The sequence below is a fragment of the Pseudomonas sp. P1_F1_2 genome (assembly GCF_056405815.1).
The window spans coordinates 16,309-39,858 of the sequence record NZ_JBFUBK010000039.1; the positions used below are offsets into that span (position 1 = coordinate 16,309).

17 protein-coding genes are annotated in these 23,550 nt (G+C 59.4%); 6 read left to right on the forward strand and 11 right to left on the reverse strand.

Features of this window, described 5'->3' with window-relative positions; genetic code table 11:
* Positions 1 to 81: 81 nt before the first annotated feature.
* A complete protein-coding gene (locus AC1D2P_RS13770; RefSeq protein ID WP_046032551.1) occupies positions 82 to 942 on the reverse strand; it encodes a LysR substrate-binding domain-containing protein in 861 nt (286 codons plus the stop codon).
* A gap of 109 nt (positions 943 to 1,051) precedes the next feature.
* Here AC1D2P_RS13770 and AC1D2P_RS13775 point away from each other — a divergent pair, with 109 nt between their 5' ends.
* The 3 genes from AC1D2P_RS13775 to AC1D2P_RS13785 all read left to right on the forward strand — a co-directional run bounded on the left by AC1D2P_RS13775 (position 1,052) and on the right by AC1D2P_RS13785 (position 3,921).
* Positions 1,052 to 2,161, forward strand: coding sequence for a 2-aminoethylphosphonate--pyruvate transaminase (locus AC1D2P_RS13775; RefSeq protein WP_223522532.1), 1,110 nt, complete (start codon positions 1,052 to 1,054; stop codon positions 2,159 to 2,161).
* A gap of 195 nt (positions 2,162 to 2,356) precedes the next feature.
* Positions 2,357 to 3,184, forward strand: a complete 828-nt coding sequence (gene phnX / locus AC1D2P_RS13780) for a phosphonoacetaldehyde hydrolase (RefSeq protein WP_109786636.1) — start codon at positions 2,357 to 2,359, stop codon at positions 3,182 to 3,184.
* Between the two features lie 188 nt (positions 3,185 to 3,372).
* Complete coding sequence (locus tag AC1D2P_RS13785; protein ID WP_109786637.1) at positions 3,373 to 3,921, forward strand: cytochrome b; 549 nt, start codon at positions 3,373 to 3,375, stop codon at positions 3,919 to 3,921.
* An 11-nt stretch (positions 3,922 to 3,932) separates the two neighbouring features.
* On the opposite strand, the gene AC1D2P_RS13790 is transcribed toward AC1D2P_RS13785, so the two are convergent.
* From AC1D2P_RS13790 to AC1D2P_RS13810, 5 genes are all read right to left on the reverse strand, one after another.
* Positions 3,933 to 4,850, reverse strand: a complete 918-nt coding sequence (locus AC1D2P_RS13790) for a 1-aminocyclopropane-1-carboxylate deaminase/D-cysteine desulfhydrase (RefSeq protein WP_477811467.1) — start codon at positions 4,848 to 4,850, stop codon at positions 3,933 to 3,935.
* 85 nt (positions 4,851 to 4,935) lie between these two features.
* Complete coding sequence (locus AC1D2P_RS13795; protein ID WP_477811468.1) at positions 4,936 to 6,975, reverse strand: 2,4-dienoyl-CoA reductase FMN-binding domain-containing protein; 2,040 nt, start codon at positions 6,973 to 6,975, stop codon at positions 4,936 to 4,938.
* A gap of 217 nt (positions 6,976 to 7,192) precedes the next feature.
* A complete protein-coding gene (locus AC1D2P_RS13800) occupies positions 7,193 to 11,602 on the reverse strand; it encodes a response regulator (RefSeq protein WP_477758238.1) in 4,410 nt (1,469 codons plus the stop codon).
* A gap of 51 nt (positions 11,603 to 11,653) precedes the next feature.
* Positions 11,654 to 12,811: an HD-GYP domain-containing protein gene (locus tag AC1D2P_RS13805; RefSeq protein ID WP_046032558.1), complete on the reverse strand. Its 1,158-nt coding sequence runs from the start codon at positions 12,809 to 12,811 to the stop codon at positions 11,654 to 11,656.
* Between the two features lie 218 nt (positions 12,812 to 13,029).
* The gene (locus AC1D2P_RS13810) at positions 13,030 to 13,158 is read right to left on the reverse strand and encodes a hypothetical protein (RefSeq protein WP_477758237.1); all 129 of its coding nucleotides are present in this window, start codon (positions 13,156 to 13,158) and stop codon (positions 13,030 to 13,032) included.
* A 152-nt stretch (positions 13,159 to 13,310) separates the two neighbouring features.
* Between AC1D2P_RS13810 and AC1D2P_RS13815 the strand changes: the two genes are divergently transcribed.
* Genes AC1D2P_RS13815 through AC1D2P_RS13825 form a run of 3 tightly spaced genes read left to right on the forward strand, consistent with a single transcriptional unit; the run spans position 13,311 to position 15,633 of the window.
* Positions 13,311 to 13,448: a hypothetical protein gene (locus tag AC1D2P_RS13815; protein WP_158283926.1), complete on the forward strand. Its 138-nt coding sequence runs from the start codon at positions 13,311 to 13,313 to the stop codon at positions 13,446 to 13,448.
* A gap of 10 nt (positions 13,449 to 13,458) precedes the next feature.
* A complete protein-coding gene (locus AC1D2P_RS13820) occupies positions 13,459 to 14,589 on the forward strand; it encodes a nitrilase-related carbon-nitrogen hydrolase (RefSeq protein ID WP_109786640.1) in 1,131 nt (376 codons plus the stop codon).
* Between the two features lie 3 nt (positions 14,590 to 14,592).
* Positions 14,593 to 15,633 (forward strand): AraC family transcriptional regulator, encoded by a 1,041-nt coding sequence (locus tag AC1D2P_RS13825; RefSeq protein WP_223522525.1) that lies wholly within the window; start codon positions 14,593 to 14,595, stop codon positions 15,631 to 15,633.
* A 343-nt stretch (positions 15,634 to 15,976) separates the two neighbouring features.
* On the opposite strand, the gene AC1D2P_RS13830 is transcribed toward AC1D2P_RS13825, so the two are convergent.
* The 5 genes from AC1D2P_RS13830 to clpX all read right to left on the reverse strand — a co-directional run bounded on the left by AC1D2P_RS13830 (position 15,977) and on the right by clpX (position 23,488).
* The gene (locus AC1D2P_RS13830) at positions 15,977 to 16,810 is read right to left on the reverse strand and encodes a DUF2242 domain-containing protein (RefSeq protein ID WP_046032562.1); all 834 of its coding nucleotides are present in this window, start codon (positions 16,808 to 16,810) and stop codon (positions 15,977 to 15,979) included.
* A 227-nt stretch (positions 16,811 to 17,037) separates the two neighbouring features.
* The gene (locus AC1D2P_RS13835) at positions 17,038 to 18,909 is read right to left on the reverse strand and encodes a SurA N-terminal domain-containing protein (protein WP_046032563.1); all 1,872 of its coding nucleotides are present in this window, start codon (positions 18,907 to 18,909) and stop codon (positions 17,038 to 17,040) included.
* A 233-nt stretch (positions 18,910 to 19,142) separates the two neighbouring features.
* Positions 19,143 to 19,415 (reverse strand): HU family DNA-binding protein, encoded by a 273-nt coding sequence (locus tag AC1D2P_RS13840; RefSeq protein ID WP_002552737.1) that lies wholly within the window; start codon positions 19,413 to 19,415, stop codon positions 19,143 to 19,145.
* Positions 19,416 to 19,568: 153 nt separating this feature from the next.
* Positions 19,569 to 21,965 (reverse strand): endopeptidase La, encoded by a 2,397-nt coding sequence (lon, locus tag AC1D2P_RS13845; RefSeq protein WP_477811469.1) that lies wholly within the window; start codon positions 21,963 to 21,965, stop codon positions 19,569 to 19,571.
* Between the two features lie 239 nt (positions 21,966 to 22,204).
* Positions 22,205 to 23,488 (reverse strand): ATP-dependent Clp protease ATP-binding subunit ClpX, encoded by a 1,284-nt coding sequence (clpX, locus tag AC1D2P_RS13850; RefSeq protein WP_007946893.1) that lies wholly within the window; start codon positions 23,486 to 23,488, stop codon positions 22,205 to 22,207.
* Positions 23,489 to 23,550 lie beyond the last annotated feature (62 nt).

Consider the following 23,550-nt stretch of genomic DNA (forward strand, 5'->3'; position numbering starts at 1 on the left):
AGGGATTTGAGTCGATCACAGAAGCCGATTCCACCGCGCATCCTGTGGGAGCGGGCTTGCCCGCGATAGCCGCGCCGCGGTCTAACTGACAGGCGCCAACCCGAAAAACGCCTGAATCAAGCGCAAATCCCGCCGCCGCTCCATGCACCCGATCATGTGCCGGTTCACCAGCCCCTCGCCGATGATCGGCACTGCCGCCACCCGTGGGTCATGGCTGACTTCCACCGACGACACCACACCGACCCCCAACTCGGCGGCCACGGCTTCGGTCACCGCTTCACGACTGTCCAGCTCCAGCAACACCCGTGGATTGACCTTCGCCGTCGCACACGCGTCATCGAACGTGCGTCGCGTAATCGAACTCGGCTCACGCAACACCATGATCACCTGATCCAGCTCCTTGAGCTTGACGCTGGGTGCCTTGGCCCACGGATGATTTTGCGGCACCAACGCGCAAATTCGCGATTCATTCAACGCTTGCAAATGCAGGCCTTTGCGCGGTTCAACCTCGGTCAGTACTGCCACGTCGGCATGCTCGGACAATAACGCCGCCAGGGTTTCCTGAGCATTGCCCAGCCGCAGGTTCACGGTGATCCCCGGATAGCGTGCGCGCAGACTGGCCAGCATCGGCATCACCATGTGCGGGCCGTCCGCTGCCACTTCCAGGCGCCCGGTCAGCAACTGCCGATTCGCTTCGAGCATCACTTGCGCCTCTTCCGCCAGGCCAAACATGGCCCGGGTGATCGCCGCCAGTTTGGTGCCCTCCTCCGTCAGTTCCACTCGACGAGCGGTACGTCGCAACAAGGTGATCTGGTAATGCTCCTCCAGGGCCTTGATGTGCCCGGTCACCGCCGGCTGACTGATGAACAACCGCGCGGCAGCACGGGTGAAGCTGCCTTCACGGGCCACCGCATCAAAGGCCCGAAGCTGGAACAGGTTCATGAATAACTCTCACTGATGGCTGGCATAACAACAAACAATTTGATTGATACAACCGCAAATTGCAATTTATGTCCCGTAGCTTCATCCCATCGAATGCGAGGACACGAGAATGAGTACTGCCGAACCCATCCTGCTCACCCCCGGCCCACTGACCACATCGGCCCGCACCCGTCAGGCGATGATGGTCGACTGGGGTTCATGGGATGACCGCTTCAATCAACTGACCGCCAGCCTGTGTGAACAACTGCTGGCAATCATCAACGGCGGCGACAGCCACCATTGCGTGCCCCTGCAAGGCAGCGGCACCTTTGCTGTCGAGGCCGCGATCGGCACGCTGGTGCCTCGTGACGGCAAGGTGCTGGTGCTGATCAACGGCGCCTACGGCAAACGCCTGGCGAAAATCTGCGAAGTGCTCGGCCGCGCCTTCAGCACCTTCGAAACCGCTGAAGACGAACCCACCACCGCCGCCGACGTCGACCGCCTGCTGCACGCCGACACCAGCATTACGCACGTCGCCCTGATTCACTGCGAAACCAGCACTGGCATCCTCAACCCGCTGCCGGAAATCGCCCACGTCATTGCGCAACACGGCAAACGCCTGATCATCGACGCCATGAGTTCGTTCGGCGCCCTGCCGGTTGACGCCCAACAGGTGCCATTCGATGCGCTGATCGCCGCTTCAGGCAAATGCCTGGAAGGCGTGCCGGGCATGGGTTTTGTCTTCGCCCGCAAAGAGTCCCTGGCCAACGCCGCCGGCAACTCGCACTCGCTGGCGATGGACCTTTACGACCAGCACACCTACATGGCCAAGACCGGTCAATGGCGCTTCACCCCGCCGACCCACGTGGTCGCGGCGCTGCACGAAGCGTTGCTGCAATACAACGAAGAAGGTGGCTTACCGGCGCGGCATCAACGCTACGCCAACAACTGCCAGGTGCTGCTCGATGACATGGCGAAGCTGGGGCTGCGCAGTTTTCTGCCCGCCGCGATCCAGGCACCGATCATCGTCACGTTCCACGCACCGAAAGATCCGCGCTACCAGTTCAAGGAATTCTACGAACGGGTCAAGGCCAAGGGTTTCATCCTCTACCCGGGCAAATTGACCCAGGTTGAAACCTTCCGCGTCGGCTGCATCGGCCACGTCAACCAGGCCGAGATGCACGCGGCCGTGGCGGCCGTCGCCGAAGTGCTGCGCGAGATGGAAGTCCTCGAAATCTGATTCAAAGGCATCTGTAGCAGCTGCCGAGCCTGCGAGGCTGCGTTCGGCTGCGAAGCAGTCGTAAACCCTGTCGACGCGATTCACCTGAAACACCAATGTGGATGGTTTTACGACTGCTTCGCAGCCGAACGCAGCCTCGCTTGGGCTCGACAGCTGCTACAGGGCTCTTCATTCCCCAAATACAGGATTTGAGACATGAACTACGCAAACCCAACCAAGCTGCAAGCCGCCATCCTCGACTGGGCCGGCACCGTCGTAGACTTCGGCTCTTTCGCGCCTACCCAGATTTTTGTCGAAGCCTTCGCCGAATTCGACGTCCAGGTTTCCATCGAAGAAGCCCGTGGACCGATGGGCATGGGCAAGTGGGACCACATCCGCACCCTGTGCGATCAGCCGCAAGTCGCGGAGCGTTATCGCGCCGTGTTCGGCCGCACGCCAACCGACGATGACGTCACCGCCATCTACCAACGCTTCATGCCGCTGCAGATCGAAAAAATCGCCGAGCACTCGGCGTTGATTCCAGGCGCCCTGGACACCATCGCCAACCTGCGCCAGCAAGGGATCAAGATCGGTTCCTGCTCCGGTTACCCGAAACAGGTCATGGACAAAGTGGTCGAACTGGCGGCCACCAATGGTTACGTCGCCGATCACGTGGTGGCCACTGACGAAGTGCCCAACGGCCGCCCTTGGCCGGCTCAAGCCCTGGCCAACGTGATTGCGCTGGGCATCGACGATGTCGCGGCTTGCGTGAAGATCGACGACACCGTGCCGGGCATTCTCGAAGGTCGCCGCGCCGGCATGTGGACCGTGGCGCTGATCTGCTCGGGCAACGCGCTGGGCCTGGACTACGAAGGCTACCGCGCCTTGGGCAGCGATAAACTGGACAGCGAACGCAAGCGCATCCATGCCATGTTCGAAGGCTCGCGCCCGCACTACATGATCGACACCATCACCGATTTGCCAGAAGTCATCGCCGACATCAACAAGCGTCTGGCCAAGGGTGAAATGCCGCAAAACAGCTGATGTTGAAATTTTGCCGCTGATCAAAGCGCCAGTTCTTCGCGGAACGGGCGCTTTTTTTTGGCCAATCACTTGATCCAGAGCGTTGCAACGACAAATAGCCGCAGGCAAATCCATCAAAGCGGATTACAGTAAAGGAACACCGTCGAACAAGAACGGTGGCTTTAGACCAGACCTGTGAGGAACACCGTATGCCCTGGAAGAATTCCGAATCACGCTACAGCACGGTATCGATCACGCTGCATTGGTTGATGCTGGTCTTGCTGGCGCTGGTTTACGCCTCTATCGAGTTTCGCGGGATCTTTCCCAAAGGCAGTGGCGGCCGGACCCTGATCGTCGAATCACACTTCATGCTCGGCCTGACCGTGTTCGTGTTGGTGTGGCTGCGGCTGTTCGCTCGCAGCTTCGGCCCGGCGCCGCAGATCTTCCCCGCCTCGCCTCACTGGCAAACCACGCTGGCCAAGCTGATGCACTGGGCGCTGTACATTTTCATGATCGCCATGCCGATTCTGGGATGGCTGGTGACCAGCGCCAAGGGCAATCAAGTGATGTTTTACGGTTTTGATCTGCCGTTGCTGGTCGCCGAAAACAAGGAATTCGCCAAAGAGCTCCAGGGCTGGCACGAGCTCGGTGGCACTATCGGCTACTGGCTGATTGGCCTGCACGCGGTAGCCGGGATTTATCACCATTACGTGGTGCGGGATAACACCTTGCTGCGCATGATGCCCAAGCGCAACTGAACGCAGCCCTGCTACACAAATCCCCGGCGGCCCTGCAAGCCGCCGGTGTGGATGAAGATCAGCCGCATGCCCTTTTTGAAGCGTCCAGCCTCGACGTTCTGCTTGAGCGTCAGCAGCGCCTTGGCGGTGTACAACGGCTCCAGAGGCACGCCGCCGGCTAGTTCGGTCTGTTCGATGAAGTCGAGTAACGGCTGATCGACTTTGGCAAAACCGCCACGACTGGCGTCCAGCAGCTCATAGTTGTGCAGTCGCAAACCCGCCTCCTGCAGAATGGATTCGACGTTTTGCGCAACGCCGTGATCATCGGGCACTGCCATCGCCCCATACACCTTGCGTTCACCGGCCTCGGCCAGCACCAGACCCGCCAGGGTCGTGCCGGTGCCACAGGCCAGCCACCAGCCGTCGTAATCGCTCCAGCCCAGGTCGTTCAGTCGCTCACAGACCTGGGTCTTGAGTTGCATGCAGCCAAGCGCGCCACGCAGCCCCCCGCCACCTTCGGGCACGGGTTGCAGGTCGGGATACTGTTCTGTCCATGGCAGCCAGAAACCCGGCTCATGGCGCGCTCGATAACMGCCATACCCCAACCAATGCAATTGCATGCCGAACGCCTGCAAATCCGTCACCGTCGGCGTGTCTTGCGCATGCCCGCGCAGCAGCCCGACGGTACGGAAACCGAAGCGTTTGCCTGCAGCAGCCAATGCATGCAGATGGTTGGAGTGCGCACCGCCCAGGCTGATGATGCCGTTGGCACCCGCGAGGTCAGCGGCGTTGAGGTGTTCGATGAGCTTGAACCACTTGTTGCCGCTGATCAGCGGATCGATCTGGTCCAGGCGCAGGATCGCGACCTCGATACCGGCGGCGGTGAGCCAATCGAGATGAAGGGGTTCGAGGGGGGCTTGGGGCAGCCAGTGGCTGGAAGGAAAAAGCATGATGCCGGATCCACGAGAAGATCCGGCATCTTAGCAGCAGCCCTGTGGTGAGAGGGCTTGGCCCCTCACCACAGGTTTGTGTGGATTACAGCTCCGCAGCCAACCGCGAACCCTGGTTGATCGCCCGCTTGGCGTCCAGCTCTGCCGCCACGTCGGCGCCACCGATCAAATGCACGTTCTGGCCAGCCGCGACCAGTCCGTCCTGCAACTCACGCAACGGATCCTGGCCAGCGCAAATCACGATGTTGTCCACCGGCAGCACGTGCGGCTCGCCGGTTTCACCGATGCGGATGTGCAGGCCTTCGTCGTCGATCTTCAAGTACTCGACGCTGTTGAGCATCTGCACTTGCTTGTTCTTCAGACCGGTCCGGTGAATCCAGCCAGTGGTTTTACCCAGGCCGTCGCCGACTTTGGATTTCTTGCGTTGCAGCAGGAACACGTCACGTGCCGGTGCATGTGGCTCAGCCTTGATGCCGGCGACACCACCGCGGGCTTCAAGGTGTGTATCGATGCCCCACTCCTTCCAGAACGCTTCGCGATCCTGACTGGTGGCCACGCCTTGGTGCACCAAAAATTCCGACACGTCGAAACCGATACCGCCGGCGCCAATCACCGCCACACGCTTGCCCACCGGCTTGCGCTCCAGGATCACGTCCAGGTAACTCAGCACCTTGGCGTTTTCAACACCTGGAATCGCCGGCGTTCTTGGCGCGATGCCGGTGGCCAGGATGATCTCGTCATAACCGCCTTCCACCAGTTTCGCCACATCGACACGGGTATTCAGGCACACCTCGACGTWGGTGGTCTGCAGTTTGCGGTTGAAATAGCGGATGGTTTCGTAGAACTCTTCCTTGCCCGGCACACGCTTGGCGATGTTGAACTGACCGCCAATTTCGCTGGCCGAATCGAACAGCGTTACCTGATGACCACGCTCGGCGGCCACGGTCGCGGCGGACAGGCCCGCAGGCCCGGCACCGACAACGGCGATCTTCTTGATCTGCTGCACCGGCACGTAGTTGAGCTCGGTTTCATGGCAAGCGCGTGGGTTGACCAGGCAAGTGGTCAATTTGCCGCCGAAGGTGTGATCCAGGCACGCCTGGTTGCAACCGATGCAGGTGTTGATTTCATCGGCGCGACCTTCAGCGGCCTTGTTGACGAAGTCCGGATCGGCGAGGAACGGCCGCGCCATCGACACCATGTCGGCATCGCCTTCGGCCAGAATCTGCTCGGCCACTTCCGGGGTGTTGATACGGTTGGTGGTGATCAGCGGAATGCTCACCGAGCCGCGCAGCTTGGCGGTCACTTTACTGAACGCCGCGCGCGGTACTTTGGTGGCGATGGTCGGGATCCGCGCTTCGTGCCAGCCGATGCCGGTGTTGATGATGGTCGCGCCGGCCTGTTCGATCGCCTTGGCCAGCGTCACGATTTCTTCCCAGGTACTGCCGCCTTCCACGAGGTCGAGCATCGACAGGCGGAAGATAATGATGAAGTTCGGACCGACCGCTTCACGCACCCGGCGCACGATTTCCACCGGCAGGCGCATACGGTTCTCGTAGCTGCCGCCCCAACGGTCGGTGCGGTGGTTGGTGTGGGCGGCGAGGAACTGGTTAATGAAATAACCTTCGGAGCCCATGATCTCGACGCCGTCGTATTCGGCGGTTTGCGCCAGTACCGAACAGGTGACGAAATCGCTGATTTGTTTCTCGATGCCTTCCTCGTCCAGCTCTTTGGGCTTGAACGGGTTGATCGGCGCCTGGATGGCGCTCGGTGCGACCTGTTTCGGGCTGTAGGCATAACGCCCGGCATGAAGGATCTGCATGCAGATCTTGCCGCCCGCCTCGTGCACCGCGCGCGTCACGATCTGGTGCTTGAGCGCTTCTTCCTCGGTGGTCAGCTTGGCGGCACCGGAATACACCCCGCCCTCATCGTTCGGGCCGATACCGCCGGTGACCATCAGGCCAACGCCGCCACGGGCACGTTCGGCAAAGTACGCCGCCATGCGCTCGAATCCACCGGGCTTTTCCTCAAGGCCAGTGTGCATCGACCCCATCAGGGTACGGTTACGCAGCGTGGTAAAACCCAGGTCCAGCGGGGCCAACAGGTGCGGGTAGTGAGCGGCGGCCATTTGTAACTCCACATCGAGCGATCACGGAAAAAGTGCAGGAGCTCTTTGGCTCCCGTCAGTCATGGTGGACAGACTAAGAGTCGAACCACTACCGCTCAATGACCGAAACTGACAACTTAATGATCGAAATGTGCAGCACCCCATGACTAATCTCGCAATGCCGCTTTACTTCGCAAGTGCATGAATGACCAGGAGCGGGCTCAATCCACTTCAATTATCAGGACAGGTTTTCAAGCAACTCCAGCGCCTGATCAAAATCGAAGCGCTCCGCTTGCCGGACAACCCGAAGCAGCTGCTCGGTCATCCGCGGGTCTGAAACCAGCCCCTGCAGTTTGAGCAAGGCCGTCAGCGCCTGGGTGTCGCTCTCGGCCAGCAGCGACCGGACTTGGGCCAACTGCGCATGCCATTCGCTGCCCGGTGGCGCGATTGATGAGTCTGCGGACGATGTCGGTTCGTCGATCACCGATAATCCTTCCAGCACTGTTGTCAGGCAGCGCTCAACCTCCGCCAGCCGGTCAGCCAGCACCTGCTCCGTTCCATCGCTCGCCCCATCGTTCAGACACGCCTGCTCCAGCGCGGCGGCTGCGTTCGCCACTTCAACGGCACCAATGTTGCCCGCCGTACCGCGTAAGGTATGGGCCAGCCTGACCGTCACCAACGGATCGCCTTGACCTTGGGCAGCCAGGAACTCAGCGCAAAAATCCTGCTGGCTGGAGCGAAACTTGCGCAGCAGGCGCAGGTAGAGCTCGACCTTGCCCATGCAGGTGCCCAGGCCCGCGTTCAAATCAATACCGGGAAGGCTGGCTGGCAGGCTCGTTGCTGACACCGAGGTGGCCGGCGAAACGTCGGCCGACATCGCGCCACGGTCAGCGCGCGGATGTATCCACTTGGCCAACGTGGCGAACATGTCATCAACGTTCAAGGGTTTGGAGATGTGGTCGTTCATGCCGCAGGCCAGCGCCCGCTCACGGTCCCCCATCATGGCGTCTGCCGTCATGGCGATCACCGGCAGATTCGCCCAGCGTGGCTGCTCACGAATCTTGCGGGTCGCGGTATAGCCGTCCATCACCGGCATCTGGCAGTCCATCAACACACCATCGAAGTCTGCATCATGTTCCAGTTGGTCGAGCGCCTCTGCGCCGTGAACGGCCAGGCACAGCTCGATTCCGGCGCTCTCCAGCAGCTCACAGGCCAGCTCGCGGTTCAGCTCATTGTCTTCCACCAACAGCAGTCGCGCGCCACGCAGGCGGGCCATGGCGCCGGCGCTCTGGCCCAATCGCTCACTGGCCCGGGTATCGGCCTGGGGAGTCTTGCCGAGCACCGTACCCAGTGCCTCAAGCAACGTAGACGGCGTCACCGGTTTGGTCAGTACCACCGGCAATTGAATGCCGTGCCGACTGGCTTCCTCGCGGGCCTCCTCGCGACCGAACGCCGTGACCATGATCACCGACGGCGTATGCGCCAGTTTAGCGGCCTGCATCTGCCGCACCGTCTCCACACCGTCCATGCCAGGCATGCGCCAATCCATCAGCACCAGATCATAGGGCAGCGCCTTGGCTTCAGCGTCCACCAGCATGGCCAGTGCGGCCCTGCCACTTTGCGCGACGTCCACCTCCACGCCAAAACTGCGCGCCATGCTGGACAGGATCTCGCGCGCGCTGGCGTTGTCATCGACCACCAGCACACGGCTGCCAAGCAATTCGTCGGCGGTCACCATGCGCCGCAACTGGCTGTCACGCTGCACGCCCAGACTCACCTCGAAATGGAAAGTGGAACCCTGGCCCGGCTCGCTCTCAACCCAAATGCGCCCGCCCATCAACTCCACCAGATGCCGGGAGATGGCCAGGCCCAACCCGGTGCCACCGTACTTGCGGGTGGTGGTGCTATCAGCCTGGCTGAAGGGTTGAAACAGGCGCGAGCATTGTTCGGCGTTCATGCCGATGCCAGTGTCACGTACCCAGAAATGCAACTGCGCCTGCTCTCCCGCAGAGCCCCGCTGCTCTACGCCGAGCACGATCTCACCCTGCTCGGTGAACTTCGTCGCATTGTTGCCCAGGTTGATCAGCACCTGGCCAAGACGCAGCGGGTCGCCGATCAAGGCGGTCGGCAGCTCGGCATCGGTGCTGAACAGCAACTCCAGGCCTTTGTCCTCGGCTTTCAAGCCAATCATGCTCGCAAAGCTGTCGAGCACGGCCTCGAGGTGGAAGGGAATGTGCTCCAGGTGCATCTTGCCGGCCTCGATCCTGGAGAAGTCGAGGATGTCGTTGATGATCACCAACAGGTATTCCGCCGAGCGATGGACCTTTTCGATGTAGTTGCGCTGGCGGTGGTCGAGCTCGGTGCGCAATGCCAGGTAGCTCATGCCGATGATGGCGTTCATCGGCGTGCGGATCTCGTGGCTCATGGTGGCCAGGAAGTTGCTCTTGGCCTGGGTCGCCTCTTCTGCAGCCTCCCGTGCGCGCTGCACCTCGGCCTCGGCGGTCTTGCGGTCGGTGATGTCAAAGTACCAATTGGCCCCCATGCCCCGCTCCCCCAGCGTCATCGTGATGGCCGAAACCAGTACGTCGAAGCGCTCGCCTCCTGCGCGCTGCAGAGTGGTCTCGAAGTTCAGCACTGCACCTTGCGATGCCGCTTCGAGAAAGCGCTGGTGGGCCTGCGGGTCGACCCAGAACTGCGCTGGATCCGTGCCTTCGAGCTCAGCCAGACGAGTCCCGAACAAACTGTCGAACTGCGGATTGCAGTAGGTCGGGCGGCCATCAACGTCCCTGATCTCCATGGCCACCGGGCTGCTGTCGAGTACTGCGCGCAACTGTGCCTCGCTGGCCTTGAGTGCCGCCTGCAGATGACGGCGTTCGCTCACGTCGCGCACCGACGCGCACACGCAGTCTCCGCCCCCTTCCAGGCTCGGCAGATGCGACAGGCTGATCTCTGCCGAGAACAGACTGCCGTCTTTGCGCACGCCTTGCAGGTCGTCCAGGTTGGCCCCCATCTGGCGAGTGGCGCCGTGGGCCATGAAGCCCTTGCGCAATGCCTCGTGGCGCCCGCGACTGGCCAATGGCACCAGGCGATCGATGGTTTCGCCGAGCAGCTCACCGGCGCTATAGCCGAACAGCTGATCCAGCTGGCGATTGGTGCGCAGGATTTGTCCTTCGGCATCCACCACCAGCATGCCGTCCGGCGCCGCTTCGATAATGCCGCGATACCAGGCCTCGGTGGCGCGCAACGCCGATTGCTGGGATTCGAGTGCCTGCGCCTGCTGCTCCAGCTGCAGCGCCTGTTCCGCCATTTCATTGGCCTGGCGCCGGGTTTCCGCCAACAGGGTCTTGACCGCCTGATTACGCTCCAGAATCGCCATGGCCGCGGCCAGGCGCGGGGTGGCTTCCTGCAAGAGCAGCAGTTCACGCTCGCCCAAGAGTTCCAGCCCGGCCAGCTCGAGCACGCCCAACAAACGCTCGCCACGCACAATGGGTTGCAGCAGCAGGCAACGGGCCGGGACCTCGCCAAGCGGCGAGCGCAACCGCCAGTATTGCTCCGGCATCGCCTGAAACTGACGCGGCACGCGATCCACCGCGCACTGCCCCAACAGGCCATCGCCGAACTTGACCTGCGCTTCGGGTGGCCGCTCGGAATCGGTGGCATAACCCCCCATCAGCGCCAGCGTGCCAGAATCCTCCTGCGCGCTGTACAGCACCCCCTGGCCGATTCCGTGCAGGCCGGCCATGCATTGCAAGAACACCTGCGCCAGTTCGGCCGGGGTTTCTGCCTGCTGCAGATCGACCTGCAATTGGGCGGTATGCGCCTTGATCCAGCGCTGACGTTCAAGTTGTTGGGACTCGGTCTGCAATTTGGCGATGGCCCGCGCCAGATCGCCGGTTTCGTTGTTCATTTCGGTGTGGGGAATCGGTTGATCGAGCTGCCCCGCGGCCAATTGGTCTACCGCCACCCGCACCCGGTTGAGCGGATTGCGGATCGACTGGCTGACGACCCAGGACAACAGCAACGCCAGCGACAAGCCACCGAACAACAGGATGTAGGTCAGAAGGGTACTGCGTTCGGCAAACTCGGCAATGTCCTTGGCCGTGTCGCGAATCGAGGCTTCCTTGACCTGGGCGATCGCGTACAAAAGGCCATCGGCCTGCTGGGCCAGTTGCTGGAATTCACTGCTATTGAGCAGCATTAACGCCTTGTTCTGCTGGCCCTGGTCGATCATTACAAAGGCCTGGTCGCTTTGACGCTGCAACTGTTGCAGCAGCAGGTCGAACTCGGAGAGTCGCGCCAGATTCTCCGCGCGCCTGAGGGTCACTTTGGCGTGGGCCACCGCCTGTTGCAGGCGCTCCTGGATCTCGTGCAACTGCTGCAGGGATTCGACGCGAATCTGCGCGCTGTCGGTGCCCACCGCGCGTTGCAGCGCTTGCAGCATATGCGGCAATTGCACACGTGCTTCCTGCAAGTGCTCCATGCCGACCAGTTCCTGCAGATAAAGGTTCTGCATATTTTGCTTCAGCGATTGCTGGGTGCGCAGGCTTTGCACGCCGAGCACCAACACCAACAGCAGCAGCGCTGAAAAACCCAGGATCAGTTTGTGCCGTAGCGCGAGGCGCTCAAGCAGGGTACGCAATCCAGCCATGACTATCCTCGTGGACCTGATGAAATTACTGACAAAGGGGCCATTGCGGGTTCACGGAGTCTGGCCGAGACGCTCCAGGGCCGCCCGCTGGACGGCCATGTCCTGATCGGTATCAGCGAAACGCTCGGCAATGGTCTGGAACTGGTCGAGGCAATCCAGGAAGGCATCACAGATGTCCGGGTCGAAGTGCGTGCCTCGCCCCTGACGAATAATCTCGACCGCCTGCCCGTGGGGCATCCCCGCTTTATAGACCCGACGGCTGATCAACGCGTCATAGACGTCCGCCACCGCCATCAACCGGGCGCTAATCGGGATGTCGTCACCCGCCAGCCCTTGCGGATAGCCACTGCCGTCCCATTTTTCCTGGTGACTGTAGGCAATTTCCTTGGCCAGGCTGAGAAACTCGGCGCGCATGCCGAGCTGGTCCTCGGCATGCTGTATGGCGTCACGCCCCAGCGTAGTATGTGTCTTCATGATCTCGAACTCTTCCTCGGTATAGCGTCCCGGCTTGAGGAGGATATGGTCGGGGATGCCGATCTTGCCGATGTCGTGCAGCGGCGCCGACTTGAACAACAAGGCGACGGTGTCCTCGGTGAGAAAGTGACTGAAGCGCGGATGGTCACGCAGATGCTCCGCCAGCACCTTGATGTAATGCTGGGTCCGCCGGATATGGTTGCCGGTTTCGTTATCGCGCGTCTCGGCCAGTGAAGCCATGGCCTGGATGGCCACATCCTGGATCGCAATCACCTCGAGGGTCCGGCGCGCTACTTCCTTTTCCAGATAGTCGCTGTGATCACGCAGGAAGTCTGCCGCCGCCTTGAGCTTGAGTTGGGTATCCACCCGCGCCAGGACCAGTGCCGGCCGGATCGGTTTGGTGATGTAGTCGACAGCCCCCAGCTCCAGGCCATGGATCTCGTCTTCGGTGGCGGCCATGGCCGTCAGAAAGATGATCGGAATGTCACGGGTACGCGGGTCGCGCTTGAGTTGCTGCGCCACTTCATGGCCGGACAGCCCGGGCATCATCACGTCAAGCAGGATCAGGTCAGGGAGTGTATCGCCTTGTAGTACGCGCAAAGCCTTTTCACCGCTATTGGCGGCCTTGACCCGGTAGCGATCCTTGAGCAGATCCGTCATCAGCATCAGGTTATCGGGCGTGTCATCGACCACCAGCAGGGTCGGCGGACTGTAATGACGCTGTTCGACGCTCATGACGGGGGGCTCCCTTGCCGGAAATAGACATCCCGAGGCAACACTTCCACCGCCGCCCCAGCGCAGGAGAGCTTAGCTGCAGTTCTTCAGGGCTGCCCGGCGTCAAGCCGCGTACAAAGATGCTCGATGACCACGCAAGGCGTTGCGCCAACGTCGTGATGCGCCGCTACTTTCCAACCCGAACATTGCAACGCAGCTTGAGCGAGAGGCCATCACCGCTATCCCAGCAGTGCATGCTTGAGCACCGAATCGGTCGTGGTCTGATAATGACTGGCCAGCAACTCGCAAGCCTTGTCGATGTCTTTGGCCAGCGCCGCCTCCATCAACTGGCGGTGTTCATGGGACACATTACGCGCAGTGTAGGGGCCAGGCAGAACGAATGCCTCTGCGGGCTAAAACACACTTAAGCAGTAAAAACACCCACAGCGATCACTTGCCTCAATTTCGGCGCGATGATCTTTACTAAGGGTCGCTGTACGTTATGTAACTTGGCGGCAGCATGACCAGCACCGATTCCATTCGGCCAAAAAGCGAAGAATTGTCCGGAGAAAAAAGAAAATTGCCCATTAACCCATTGATTCGCTTTATCCTCGATCCAAATCCTGGTGAAAAGCCATGCCCTGAACACGGCTGTTGATTGCTCCCCCATGCGCAAACTTTTGTACCTGACCTTTTCCATGGCCATCGTTGCCACCCTGACAACCTACGCCATGTGGGCCGCGGATCGTCCGGTGGGCCATTACCTGTCGGACCTGCGCATCAACCTGGCCATTGATCAAGGCGAACCCGCCGATCGCGGCAATCTGCTGGGCATCCAGCCTGAGCTGTTCCCTACCGACTATCAAAGCCCCGAACGCTTGCATCGCAAACTCGCGGCCTATCTTCAGAAGGCCCAGGATGAGGGCCTGTTGAATGACAAGACCATCGTCGTGCTGCCTGAACATGTCGGCACCTGGCTGATGGTCAGCGGTGAAAAAGATGAGCTGTACCAGGCCACCACGCTCCAGGAAGCGATGAACTGGCTGGCGGCGAGCAATCCCCTGAAGTTTGTCCGCGCACTGTTCAGTGCCAACGGCGGCAGCCGTCTCGACGACGCTCATTTGCGGATGAAGGCCAAAGGCATGGCCAAGGATTACCAGGCACTGTTCGGGGGGCTGGCGAAAGAGTTTCATGTGACGCTGGTGGCGGGCACCATCGTGCTGCCGGAGCCCAGCATCATTGACGGTACGCTGAAAATCGGACGCGGTGCGCTGTACAACAGCAGCGTGATATTCGGGCGCGACGGCGTGCCGATCGGCCAACCCCAACGCCAGATGCATCCGGTGTTCGAGGAACATGACGACATCAAGGCCAATGACCTGCAGGCACTCAACGTCATCGATACGCCCGCCGGACGCTTGGGTGTGTTGATCGGCAGCGACAGTTGGTACCCGGAAAACTACCGAAAACTCGATGCTCAGGGCGTGCGACTGGTGGCCGTTCCGGCGTACGTTATCGGGCGCGACACTTGGGATAAACCGTGGCGGGGATACCGAGGGTTGCCGACACCCGAATCCGTCACCCTCAAGGCCGGCGAACTGAGCGAAGGTCAAGCCTGGCATCGCCTGACACTGACAAGCCAATCGCCTTCCAGCCAGGCCATTGCCGGGATGAGCGTGTTCCTGCGCGGCCAGTTCTGGGACAGGGGCAGCGCCGGGCAAAGCTTTCTCAGCAACAACGGTCAACAGTTCGCCGACGGCAATGCCCGCGGCGCGCGGTTGTTGAACCTCTGGTTGTAACCCATGAAACCGCAGCCGATGCGCCTCGGGGATTTGTCGGTGGGCTTCGTCCATAGCCTGGCCGATGCCGTGCACAACCATGGCGTAGATCCTCAACCGTTGCTCGATCAATACGGACTGGATGCGGCCCGACTGGCGGAGCCCGGTGCCCGGCTGTCGATCCCGCGTTACATGCGCCTGGGCCACAGTGCAATTCAACTGACGGATGACCCGGCTCTGGGTTTGCGCATGGGCCAGCTCAGTCGCCTGAGCCAGGCGGGTCTGGCCGGGGTCACGGCCGCCCAGGCGCCTACCGTTCGAGAAGCCGCGCGCTGCCTGATTCGCTTCGAAGCCTTGTACGGCTCTAACTATCGCGGCCAGTCGAGTTTTCATGAAGACGCTCAGGGTGCATGGCTGCGCTTCTATTCCATCACCCCCTACAACGCCTACAACCGCTTCGTGGTGGATTCGATCATCGCCGGCTGGTTGCAGCAGTTGTCCAGCCTGAGCCCTGCCCCGCTGCGCGCAGAGCGCATAGAAATCGAATTCGATGCTCCGGATTACCGCGAAGCGTATGGCCTGCTGGGCGACTGTCCGATCCAGTTTGGCGCCGAGCACAACCAACTGCGCCTGAGCCTGCCCAGCCTCGCCCAACGCAACCCGCAGCATTGCCCGAGTACCTGGCGGCATTTACTGCAACTCTGTGAACGGGAACTGGAACAACTGACCCGCACCCGCAGCCTGCGTGAACGCATCACTCAGTTACTGGGGCCGTTGCTCAATGGTGGTCGGGAACCCGACCTGGAAGAAGTGGCGGCACGCCTGAAGCTGCCCACCTGGACCTTGCGCCGCAAACTCGCCGAGGAAGGCACGCAATTTCGCGCAATTCTCAACGACACGCGTCGCGACCTGGCCATGACCTACATTCGCGATACTGAACTGGCGTTCGGAGAAATCGCTTATCTGCTGGGTTTCGCTTCAGCTGAAGCCTTCCAGCGGGCCTTCAAACGCTGGAATGGTCAGACCCCTGGCGAGTTTCGCCGCAGTCATCGCCAATCCGCTTGACGCTTACAGCTCGGTAGCGTCTTCGGCGGGTTCCAGCGGATCCAGTTCAAACGCCTGGTACTCGAGCAGCTCTTCTTGATAATCGTCCATTTTTGAATCCCCCAGTGCTCGCTTGAAAAATGCCTGAATAAATGACCAACACCCTGAGCATAAAGTGCCCCCGTGAAAGAAAAATGACGCAGGTGCACCGCTCAGCGGCTACTCAATAAAACGTAGCAGGCGGTCAGGAATTTATCACAGGTTTTTTTCGATACAGGCTGTAGGACTACGGCCCGGCTGACGCAGATCAACGTTAAGCGCCTACGGGATCGATGTCGTCTGACCCGACCCCGTAGATAAACGCTTAATGACCAGAGATGGGCATGGCCGGAATCGGCTCGCTAGGTGGCGGCAGGTCCGACTGTGGTGGCGGCGTGACAGCTTCTGCGGTCGGTGCCGGTTCGCTGTTTTGTGCCGGGGTAATCGGAGCGGTTTCGACCGGCGGTGCAACAGGTTCAGAGGCCGTAGGGGCCGGTGCAGGCTCAGCAGCCGGTGCTGGCGCTGGCGTCGGTTCCGCAGGCGTTGGCGCTAACGCTGCAGGCGCCGCTTTGGCTTCAGGCACGCCCAGGTCAGTCTTCGGTTTCTCGACGATGTGTGCGGCTTTCTTCGCTTCCGGTGGCAGGAACAATTCGACCAGCGTGAAAAAACGCTCGTAGAATTTGGCCGACGAAACGGTTTCGCTGGCGACCTTGACCATCGAGTCGTCGGACGAGCCGATCGGCATCGACACCGAGCCCAACACACCGACACCGAGGCTGGCGGAGTTATTGGTCTTCTTCAGCGCGTAACGGTCCTGCAGGGCGTTGGCAAACATGGTCGCGTGGTGCCCGTCGCTGCCATCATCGGCACAGACCACACTGAAACTGATCTCCATGTGGGTTTCGCCAGTCTGCTGGAAACTTTTGTGCCCACTGATCAACTTGGGGTCGCTGCTGGTAATGATGTAACCCTGGCTGAGCAAGGCGCGACGGGCGGCTTCGCAGGTCTGCGCATCGCTCACCGGGTAATTGCGCGAAAAGGTGCCGGAGTCGGAGAAGTTCTCATGCTCATAGATCGCGGCTTTCTTGGACGAGCAGCCGGCAGCAGCAGCGAGCACCAGTGCCAACCCGACGAGGCGCATGGGAATTGATTTAAACATTGAACATCCTGAGGAAAACGGTCCGGGGCGTATTGTGCAACAGATCGATGCTTAGCGGCGTATCGATTAGTGTCTTAAAACAGTTACAAGTGTAAAGACTGCCTTTGACGCAAAAAAGTCGATCCGCATCCACATCGGGCGACGGATAACCGTTTCGCCTTTCCCCTGGCAAAAAAAACCCCGGCCTTTCGGCCAGGGTCTTTTTGCAGCAAAGAGCTAATCAGGCATCAGTAACGCTTGATGTCAGCTTCACTTTCCAACTGCTTGCGGTAAGCCGCGAAGTCCTGCTGGCCAATGCGCGAGGCGAGGAAGCGACGGTACTGAGCCTTCTCTTCATCGGTCGGCGCAGCCGCTTCGTTCACGTTATTCAAGCGCACGATCACCAGGCTACCATCGGCCAGGGTCACGCTGCTGAAGGACGGCTTATCCTTGGCGGCTGGTTTTGGCATCCGGAACAGCGCTTGCAGCACAGTTGGGTCAACCCCTTCCTGAGCGCGGGTCGCTGCTTCGATCACTTTCCAGTTCTGGCCTTCAATGGCTTTGTCCAGCGGGGTCTTGCCGTCGCGCAGGCTGGCAATCAGCTGTTCAGCCTTGGTCTTGGCGGCAGAGCTGGCGTGCTCCTTGGCCAATTGCGTGCGAATGGCGACATTCACGCTTTCCAGCGGCAATTGTGCAGGCTTGAGGTGTTCCTTGGCGCGCAGCACGATCACGGTTTCCGGATCGAGCTCGATGGCGGTGCTGTTGGCACCTTCATCCAGCACTTCAGGACTGAACGCAGCGGTGATCACGGCACGGTTGGCTGCAATCCCCTCACCGCCTTCACGACCAAACGGCTTGGAGGTGTGAACAGTCAGCTTCAGGTCTTGTGCTGGCTGGGCCAGATCGGACGCTTCGAACGAGGCGTCTTCCAATTGCTTGGTCGCCTCGACGAACCGCTGCTCCACTTGCTGGGCTTTCAGCTCACGGGTCAGCTTGTCTTTCAGGCTGGCAAACGTTGGCACTTCAGGTGCTTCCACACCCAACAGCTTGATCAGGTGGAAACCGAAGTCAGTACGAACCGGCTCGGAGACTTGATCCTTGTTCAGCGAATACAGGGCTTTTTCGAAGACCGGGTCGTAGACACCTGGACCTGCGTAGCCAAGGTCGCCGCCATTGTTGGCCGAACCCGGGTCCTGGGAGAACTCTTTGGCCAAGGCCTCGAATTTCTCACCTTTGGCCAGGCGCGCCTGCACTTCTTCGATCTTGGCCTTGGCTTGCGCCTCGGTCATCTTGTCGTTCACTTCGATCAGAATGTGCGCAGCCCGACGCTGTTCGGACAGGTTCGCGATTTCTTTCTGATACGCCGCTTGCAGGTCTTCGTCCTTGACGCTGACTTGATCAAAGAAGGAAGCCTTCTTCAATTCCAGGTAATCGATGACCACCTGATCCGGCGTCATGAACTCCTTGGCGTGTTCGTCGTAGTAGGCTTTGACTTCATCGTCGGTCAGCTTCACAGCCGCCGGGTCAACCTTGACGTTCAGGGAGGCGAAATCGCGGGTCTGTTTTTCCAGACGAGCGAAGGCCAGCACCTGGGCGTCGGTGACGAATCCGCTACCTGCCAGGCCCGCACGCAGCTGACCAATCAGCATTTCCTGAGCCAGCATCTGGCGGAACTGCATACGGCTGTAACCGAGCTGACGGATCACCTGATCGAAACGCTCAGGGCTGAACTTGCCGTCGACCTGGAATTCAGGCGTCTGCAGGATCACTTGGTCCAGGGCGCCTTCGGAGAAAGCGAATTTCGAGTTCTGTGCGCCTTGCAGCAGCAATTTTCGGTCGATCAAGCCTTTGAGGGCCGATTCGCGCAGCATTTTTTCATCCAGCAAGGAAGCGTCGAAATCCTTGCCCAGCTGTTGCATGAGCTGACGGCGTTGCATATCAACCGCTTGGCTCAGCTCGTTCTGGCTGATTTCTTCGCCATTGACCTTGGCCGCATCATTGCTGTGCGTGGTGGCCTTGAAAATGGCATCGAAACCGGTCAAAGCCATCAATGCAACGACGACCCCGATGATGGTCTTGGCAATCCAGCCTTGTGAATTGTCCCTGATATTCTGCAGCATGCGTCCCCCAGAAACGGTTGAACTTCAAAAATTAGGCAACCGTGGAGCGTGGGTAGAATCCGGATAGAAGAAAGGCGCATCCGGGGATGCGCCTTCTCGTAACTGGCGGAGCGGACCGAGGGTTCGAACTTGCGACCCTCAGTGTCTCAGACCGGCATTCGCCGGCTGGACTACCGCTCCGCTGCCAGGTCAGGCATGACCCCGACCCGGATAGGCAAAAACCTGAATCGAACTTAGTTGACAGCTTCTTTCAGTGCTTTACCGGCTTTGAAACCTGGTTTTTTGGCTGCCGCGATTTCCAGTGTCTTACCGGTCTGTGGGTTACGACCAATGCGAGCTGGACGATCAGTTACGGAGAAAGTACCGAAACCAACCAGAACAACGGAGTCGCCAGCCTTGAGAGCGCCAGTGACGGATTCGATTACTGCGTCCAGCGCACGGCCAGCAGCAGCTTTCGGGATATCAGCGGATGCAGCGATAGCATCAATCAGTTCCGACTTGTTCACTCTAAGTCCCCTTATATCTATCTATTTGAGTATGATTCTAAGTTTTTTTGGTGAAAGCAAAAACGTGTGCTGAATGGCCTACAGACACTTAAGAGCCGCTTTATAACAAGGGCTCTAAAAAGCTGTCAAGGAAGCCACCCGGCCAAATGCGTACTAATGCGTGCTAATTCTTTCCTTAGAGTCAGACTCGCGTTTTTCATCCTTTGCAACTATCTCAGGAGCCACATCAGGCAGGGGCTCCGGCGCGTATTGCAGCGCAATTTGCAGGACCTCGTCAATCCATTTAACCGGTTTAATCTGCAGATCTTGCTTGATATTGTCAGGAATTTCCTTCAGATCGCGTACGTTCTCTTCAGGAATGATCACTGTCTTGATTCCGCCACGGTGAGCGGCCAGCAGTTTTTCTTTCAAACCACCAATGGCCAGCACCTGACCACGCAGGGTGATTTCACCCGTCATGGCGACGTCCGCACGCACCGGGATCCCGGTCAGTGCCGATACCAGGGCCGTGCACATGCCTACGCCAGCGCTAGGACCGTCTTTCGGGGTCGCCCCTTCCGGCATGTGAATATGCGTGTCGCGCTTCTCGTGGAAGTCCAGGGGGATCCCCAGGCTCTTCGCACGACTACGAACCACGGTCAACGCTGCAGTGATCGATTCGACCATCACATCACCTAGGGAACCGGTCTTGATCAATTGACCTTTACCCGGGACCACGGCGGCTTCAATGGTTAGCAGCTCGCCACCCACTTGAGTCCATGCCAGCCCGGTCACTTGACCGATCTGATCCTGCGACTCAGCCAGGCCGTAGCGGAATTTACGCACGCCCAGGAAGTGTTCGAGCATCTCGGTAGTGACCTTCACCGAGAAGCGTTTTTCCATCGCATGCTCTTTGACCGCCTTGCGGCAAACCTTGGCAATCTGGCGCTCCAGCCCACGCACACCGGCTTCGCGGGTGTAGTAACGGATGATGTCGCGGATCGCTTCGGCGTCGAATTCCAGCTCGCCTTYCTTCAAGCCGTTGGCAGTGATCTGCTTCGGCGAGAGGTATTTGACGGCGATGTTGATTTTCTCGTCTTCGGTGTAGCCCGGCAGACGAATCACTTCCATCCGGTCCAGCAATGCCGGCGGGATGTTCATGGAGTTCGAGGTGCACAGGAACATCACATCGGACAGGTCGTAGTCGACTTCCAGGTAGTGATCGTTGAAGTTGTGGTTCTGCTCGGGGTCGAGCACTTCCAGCAACGCCGACGCCGGATCGCCACGCATGTCGCTGCCCATCTTGTCGATTTCATCAAGCAGGAACAGCGGGTTGCGGACGCCCACCTTTGTCATCTTTTGAATCAATCTTCCTGGCATCGAACCGATGTAAGTACGGCGATGGCCACGAATTTCAGCCTCATCACGCACACCACCAAGGGCCATGCGCACGAATTTGCGGTTGGTGGCGTGGGCAATCGACTCCGCCAGCGAGGTTTTACCCACGCCCGGAGGACCGACCAGGCACAACACCGGGCCACGAATTTTCTTCACGCGTTTTTGCACGGCGAGGTATTCGAGGATCCGCTCTTTGACTTCTTCCAGACCGTAGTGGTCGGCGTCGAGAATGTCCTCGGCGCGCGCAAGGTCCAGACGGACTTTGCTCTGGGCCTTCCACGGCACCTGAACCAGCCAGTCGATATACGAACGCACCACGGTCGCTTCCGCGGACATTGGCGACATTTGCTTTAGTTTGTTCAGTTCAGCCTGGGCTTTGGCCAAGGCATCTTTGGGCAGGCCAGCGGCATCGATGCGCTTTTTCAGCTCTTCGATTTCGTTGTGGCCTTCGTCGCTGTCGCCGAGCTCCTTCTGAATGGCCTTCATCTGCTCATTCAGGTAGTACTCGCGCTGACTGCGCTCCATTTGCTTTTTGACGCGACCACGAATGCGTTTTTCAACTTGCAGCAGGTCGATCTCGGCATCCAGCAGCGCCAGAACGTGCTCGACACGGGCCGACAAATCGATGATTTCGAGAATTTCCTGCTTCTGCTCGATCTTCAGGGCCATGTGCGCGGCCATGGTGTCGACCAGGCGGCCTGGCTCGTCGATGCTGTTGAGCGACGACAGCACTTCAGCCGGGACTTTCTTGCCCAACTGTACATATTGTTCGAACTGAGCCAGCAGGCTGCGAACAAAGACTTCCGACTCGCGCTCAGGCGCGTCGACTTCATCGATCAGCGAGACTTCGGCGCGGCAGTGGCCGTCCACTTCGCTGAAGCGCTCCACGGCGCCCCGCTGCTCGCCTTCGACCAAAACCTTGACCGTGCCGTCAGGCAGCTTGAGCAGCTGTAGAACGGTTGCAATAGTACCTACGCGATAAAGTGCATCTTCACCGGGATCGTCGTCAGCAGGGTTTCTCTGAGCCAGCAGAAGGATCTGCTTGTCGCCCGTCATCGCTGCCTCGAGGGCTTCGATGGATTTCTCGCGCCCCACGAACAGCGGGATAACCATGTGCGGATAAACCACAACATCACGCAATGGCAGGAGAGGCAATTCGATGGTTGTCTTCATGATTTCGCCTCTACGGCGGCCATAAGGCCGTAAACAGATGGAAGTAAGCTTGAAACCAAGATGGGGGCTGCTCTGGAAAAAAACAAGCGGATAAAAGCAGTAAAAGATCGCAACCTTAGGAAGCTAAGGGAATGGATGGTTGTCAGGCCGCTTTCGCTGCGGTGCGGCGATCCGACAATCCAGCGCCCACAATAGCAAAGGGGCCCGAAGGCCCCTTCTTTGTTCCGGCTGCATGACGCTTAAGCGTCTGGCGCGGCCTTGGCAGCAGGCTCACTGTTTTCGTAGATATACAGTGGCTTGGACTTGCCTTCTATAACGCTTTCGTCGATCACTACTTTACTCACCTCGGACTGCGAGGGGATTTCATACATAGTGTCGAGCAATACACCTTCGAGAATCGAACGCAGTCCACGGGCACCGGTCTTGCGTTCCAGAGCACGTTTGGCGACCGATTTCAGTGCGTCGGCCCGGAATTCCAGGTCCACGCCTTCCATCTCGAACAACTTGGCGTACTGCTTGGTCAGAGCATTTTTCGGCTCGGTGAGGATCTGCATCAGCGCAGCCTCATCAAGCTCGTCCAGCGTGGCAAGTACCGGCAGACGACCGACGAATTCCGGGATCAGACCGAACTTGACCAGATCGTCAGGCTCGACTTCACGCAGGGACTCACCGACTTTCTTGCCTTCTTCCTTGCTGCGCACTTCTGCGTTGAAACCGATGCCGCCCTTGGTGGAACGGTTTTGAATAACCTTTTCCAGACCAGAGAACGCACCACCGCAGATGAACAGGATGTTACGGGTGTCGACCTGAAGGAATTCCTGCTGCGGATGCTTGCGGCCACCTTGCGGCGGAACGGAAGCGACCGTGCCTTCGATCAACTTGAGCAGGGCCTGCTGCACGCCCTCACCGGAAACGTCCCGGGTGATCGACGGGTTGTCAGACTTGCGCGAGATCTTGTCGATCTCATCAATGTAGACAATGCCCATCTGGGCTTTTTCTACGTCGTAATCGCACTTCTGCAGCAGCTTCTGAATGATGTTCTCGACATCTTCACCCACATAACCCGCCTCGGTGAGGGTGGTTGCGTCGGCGATGGTGAACGGAACGTTCAGCAAGCGGGCCAGTGTTTCGGCAAGCAGGGTTTTACCCGAGCCTGTCGGGCCRATCAGCAAGATGTTGCTCTTGCCAAGCTCGACGTCGTCATTCTTTTTGTCACGCTGGTTCAGGCGCTTGTAGTGGTTGTACACCGCTACGGCCAGAACCTTTTTCGCACGCTCCTGACCAATCACGTACTGATCAAGGATGCCGCTGATTTCTTTAGGCGAAGGCAATTTATGCGCGCTGCTTTCGGCYTGGGCTTCCTGCACCTCCTCACGGATGATGTCATTGCACAGGTCGACGCACTCGTCGCAGATAAAGACCGAGGGGCCGGCAATCAATTTGCGTACTTCATGCTGGCTTTTGCCACAGAAGGAGCAATAGAGCAGCTTGCCGTTGTCCTCGCCGTTGCGGGTGTCAGTCATTCGTTCGATCCAAATCCGATAGGCTTGCAACACAAGATGAAGGCTATTGCGGGCTTTTTCAA

What these genes read in the sequence shown, in the direction of transcription:
- AC1D2P_RS13770 (WP_046032551.1), bottom strand. Translation starts at nt 942, where the DNA reads ATGAACCTGTTCCAGCTTCGGGCCTTTGATGCGGTGGCCCGTGAAGGC.
- AC1D2P_RS13775 (WP_223522532.1), top strand. Translation starts at nt 1,052, where the DNA reads ATGAGTACTGCCGAACCCATCCTGCTCACCCCCGGCCCACTGACCACA.
- phnX (WP_109786636.1), top strand. Translation starts at nt 2,357, where the DNA reads ATGAACTACGCAAACCCAACCAAGCTGCAAGCCGCCATCCTCGACTGG.
- AC1D2P_RS13785 (WP_109786637.1), top strand. Translation starts at nt 3,373, where the DNA reads ATGCCCTGGAAGAATTCCGAATCACGCTACAGCACGGTATCGATCACG.
- AC1D2P_RS13800 (WP_477758238.1), bottom strand. Translation starts at nt 11,602, where the DNA reads ATGGCTGGATTGCGTACCCTGCTTGAGCGCCTCGCGCTACGGCACAAA.
- AC1D2P_RS13805 (WP_046032558.1), bottom strand. Translation starts at nt 12,811, where the DNA reads ATGAGCGTCGAACAGCGTCATTACAGTCCGCCGACCCTGCTGGTGGTC.
- AC1D2P_RS13815 (WP_158283926.1), top strand. Translation starts at nt 13,311, where the DNA reads ATGACCAGCACCGATTCCATTCGGCCAAAAAGCGAAGAATTGTCCGGA.
- AC1D2P_RS13820 (WP_109786640.1), top strand. Translation starts at nt 13,459, where the DNA reads ATGCGCAAACTTTTGTACCTGACCTTTTCCATGGCCATCGTTGCCACC.
- AC1D2P_RS13825 (WP_223522525.1), top strand. Translation starts at nt 14,593, where the DNA reads ATGAAACCGCAGCCGATGCGCCTCGGGGATTTGTCGGTGGGCTTCGTC.
- AC1D2P_RS13830 (WP_046032562.1), bottom strand. Translation starts at nt 16,810, where the DNA reads ATGTTTAAATCAATTCCCATGCGCCTCGTCGGGTTGGCACTGGTGCTC.
- AC1D2P_RS13835 (WP_046032563.1), bottom strand. Translation starts at nt 18,909, where the DNA reads ATGCTGCAGAATATCAGGGACAATTCACAAGGCTGGATTGCCAAGACC.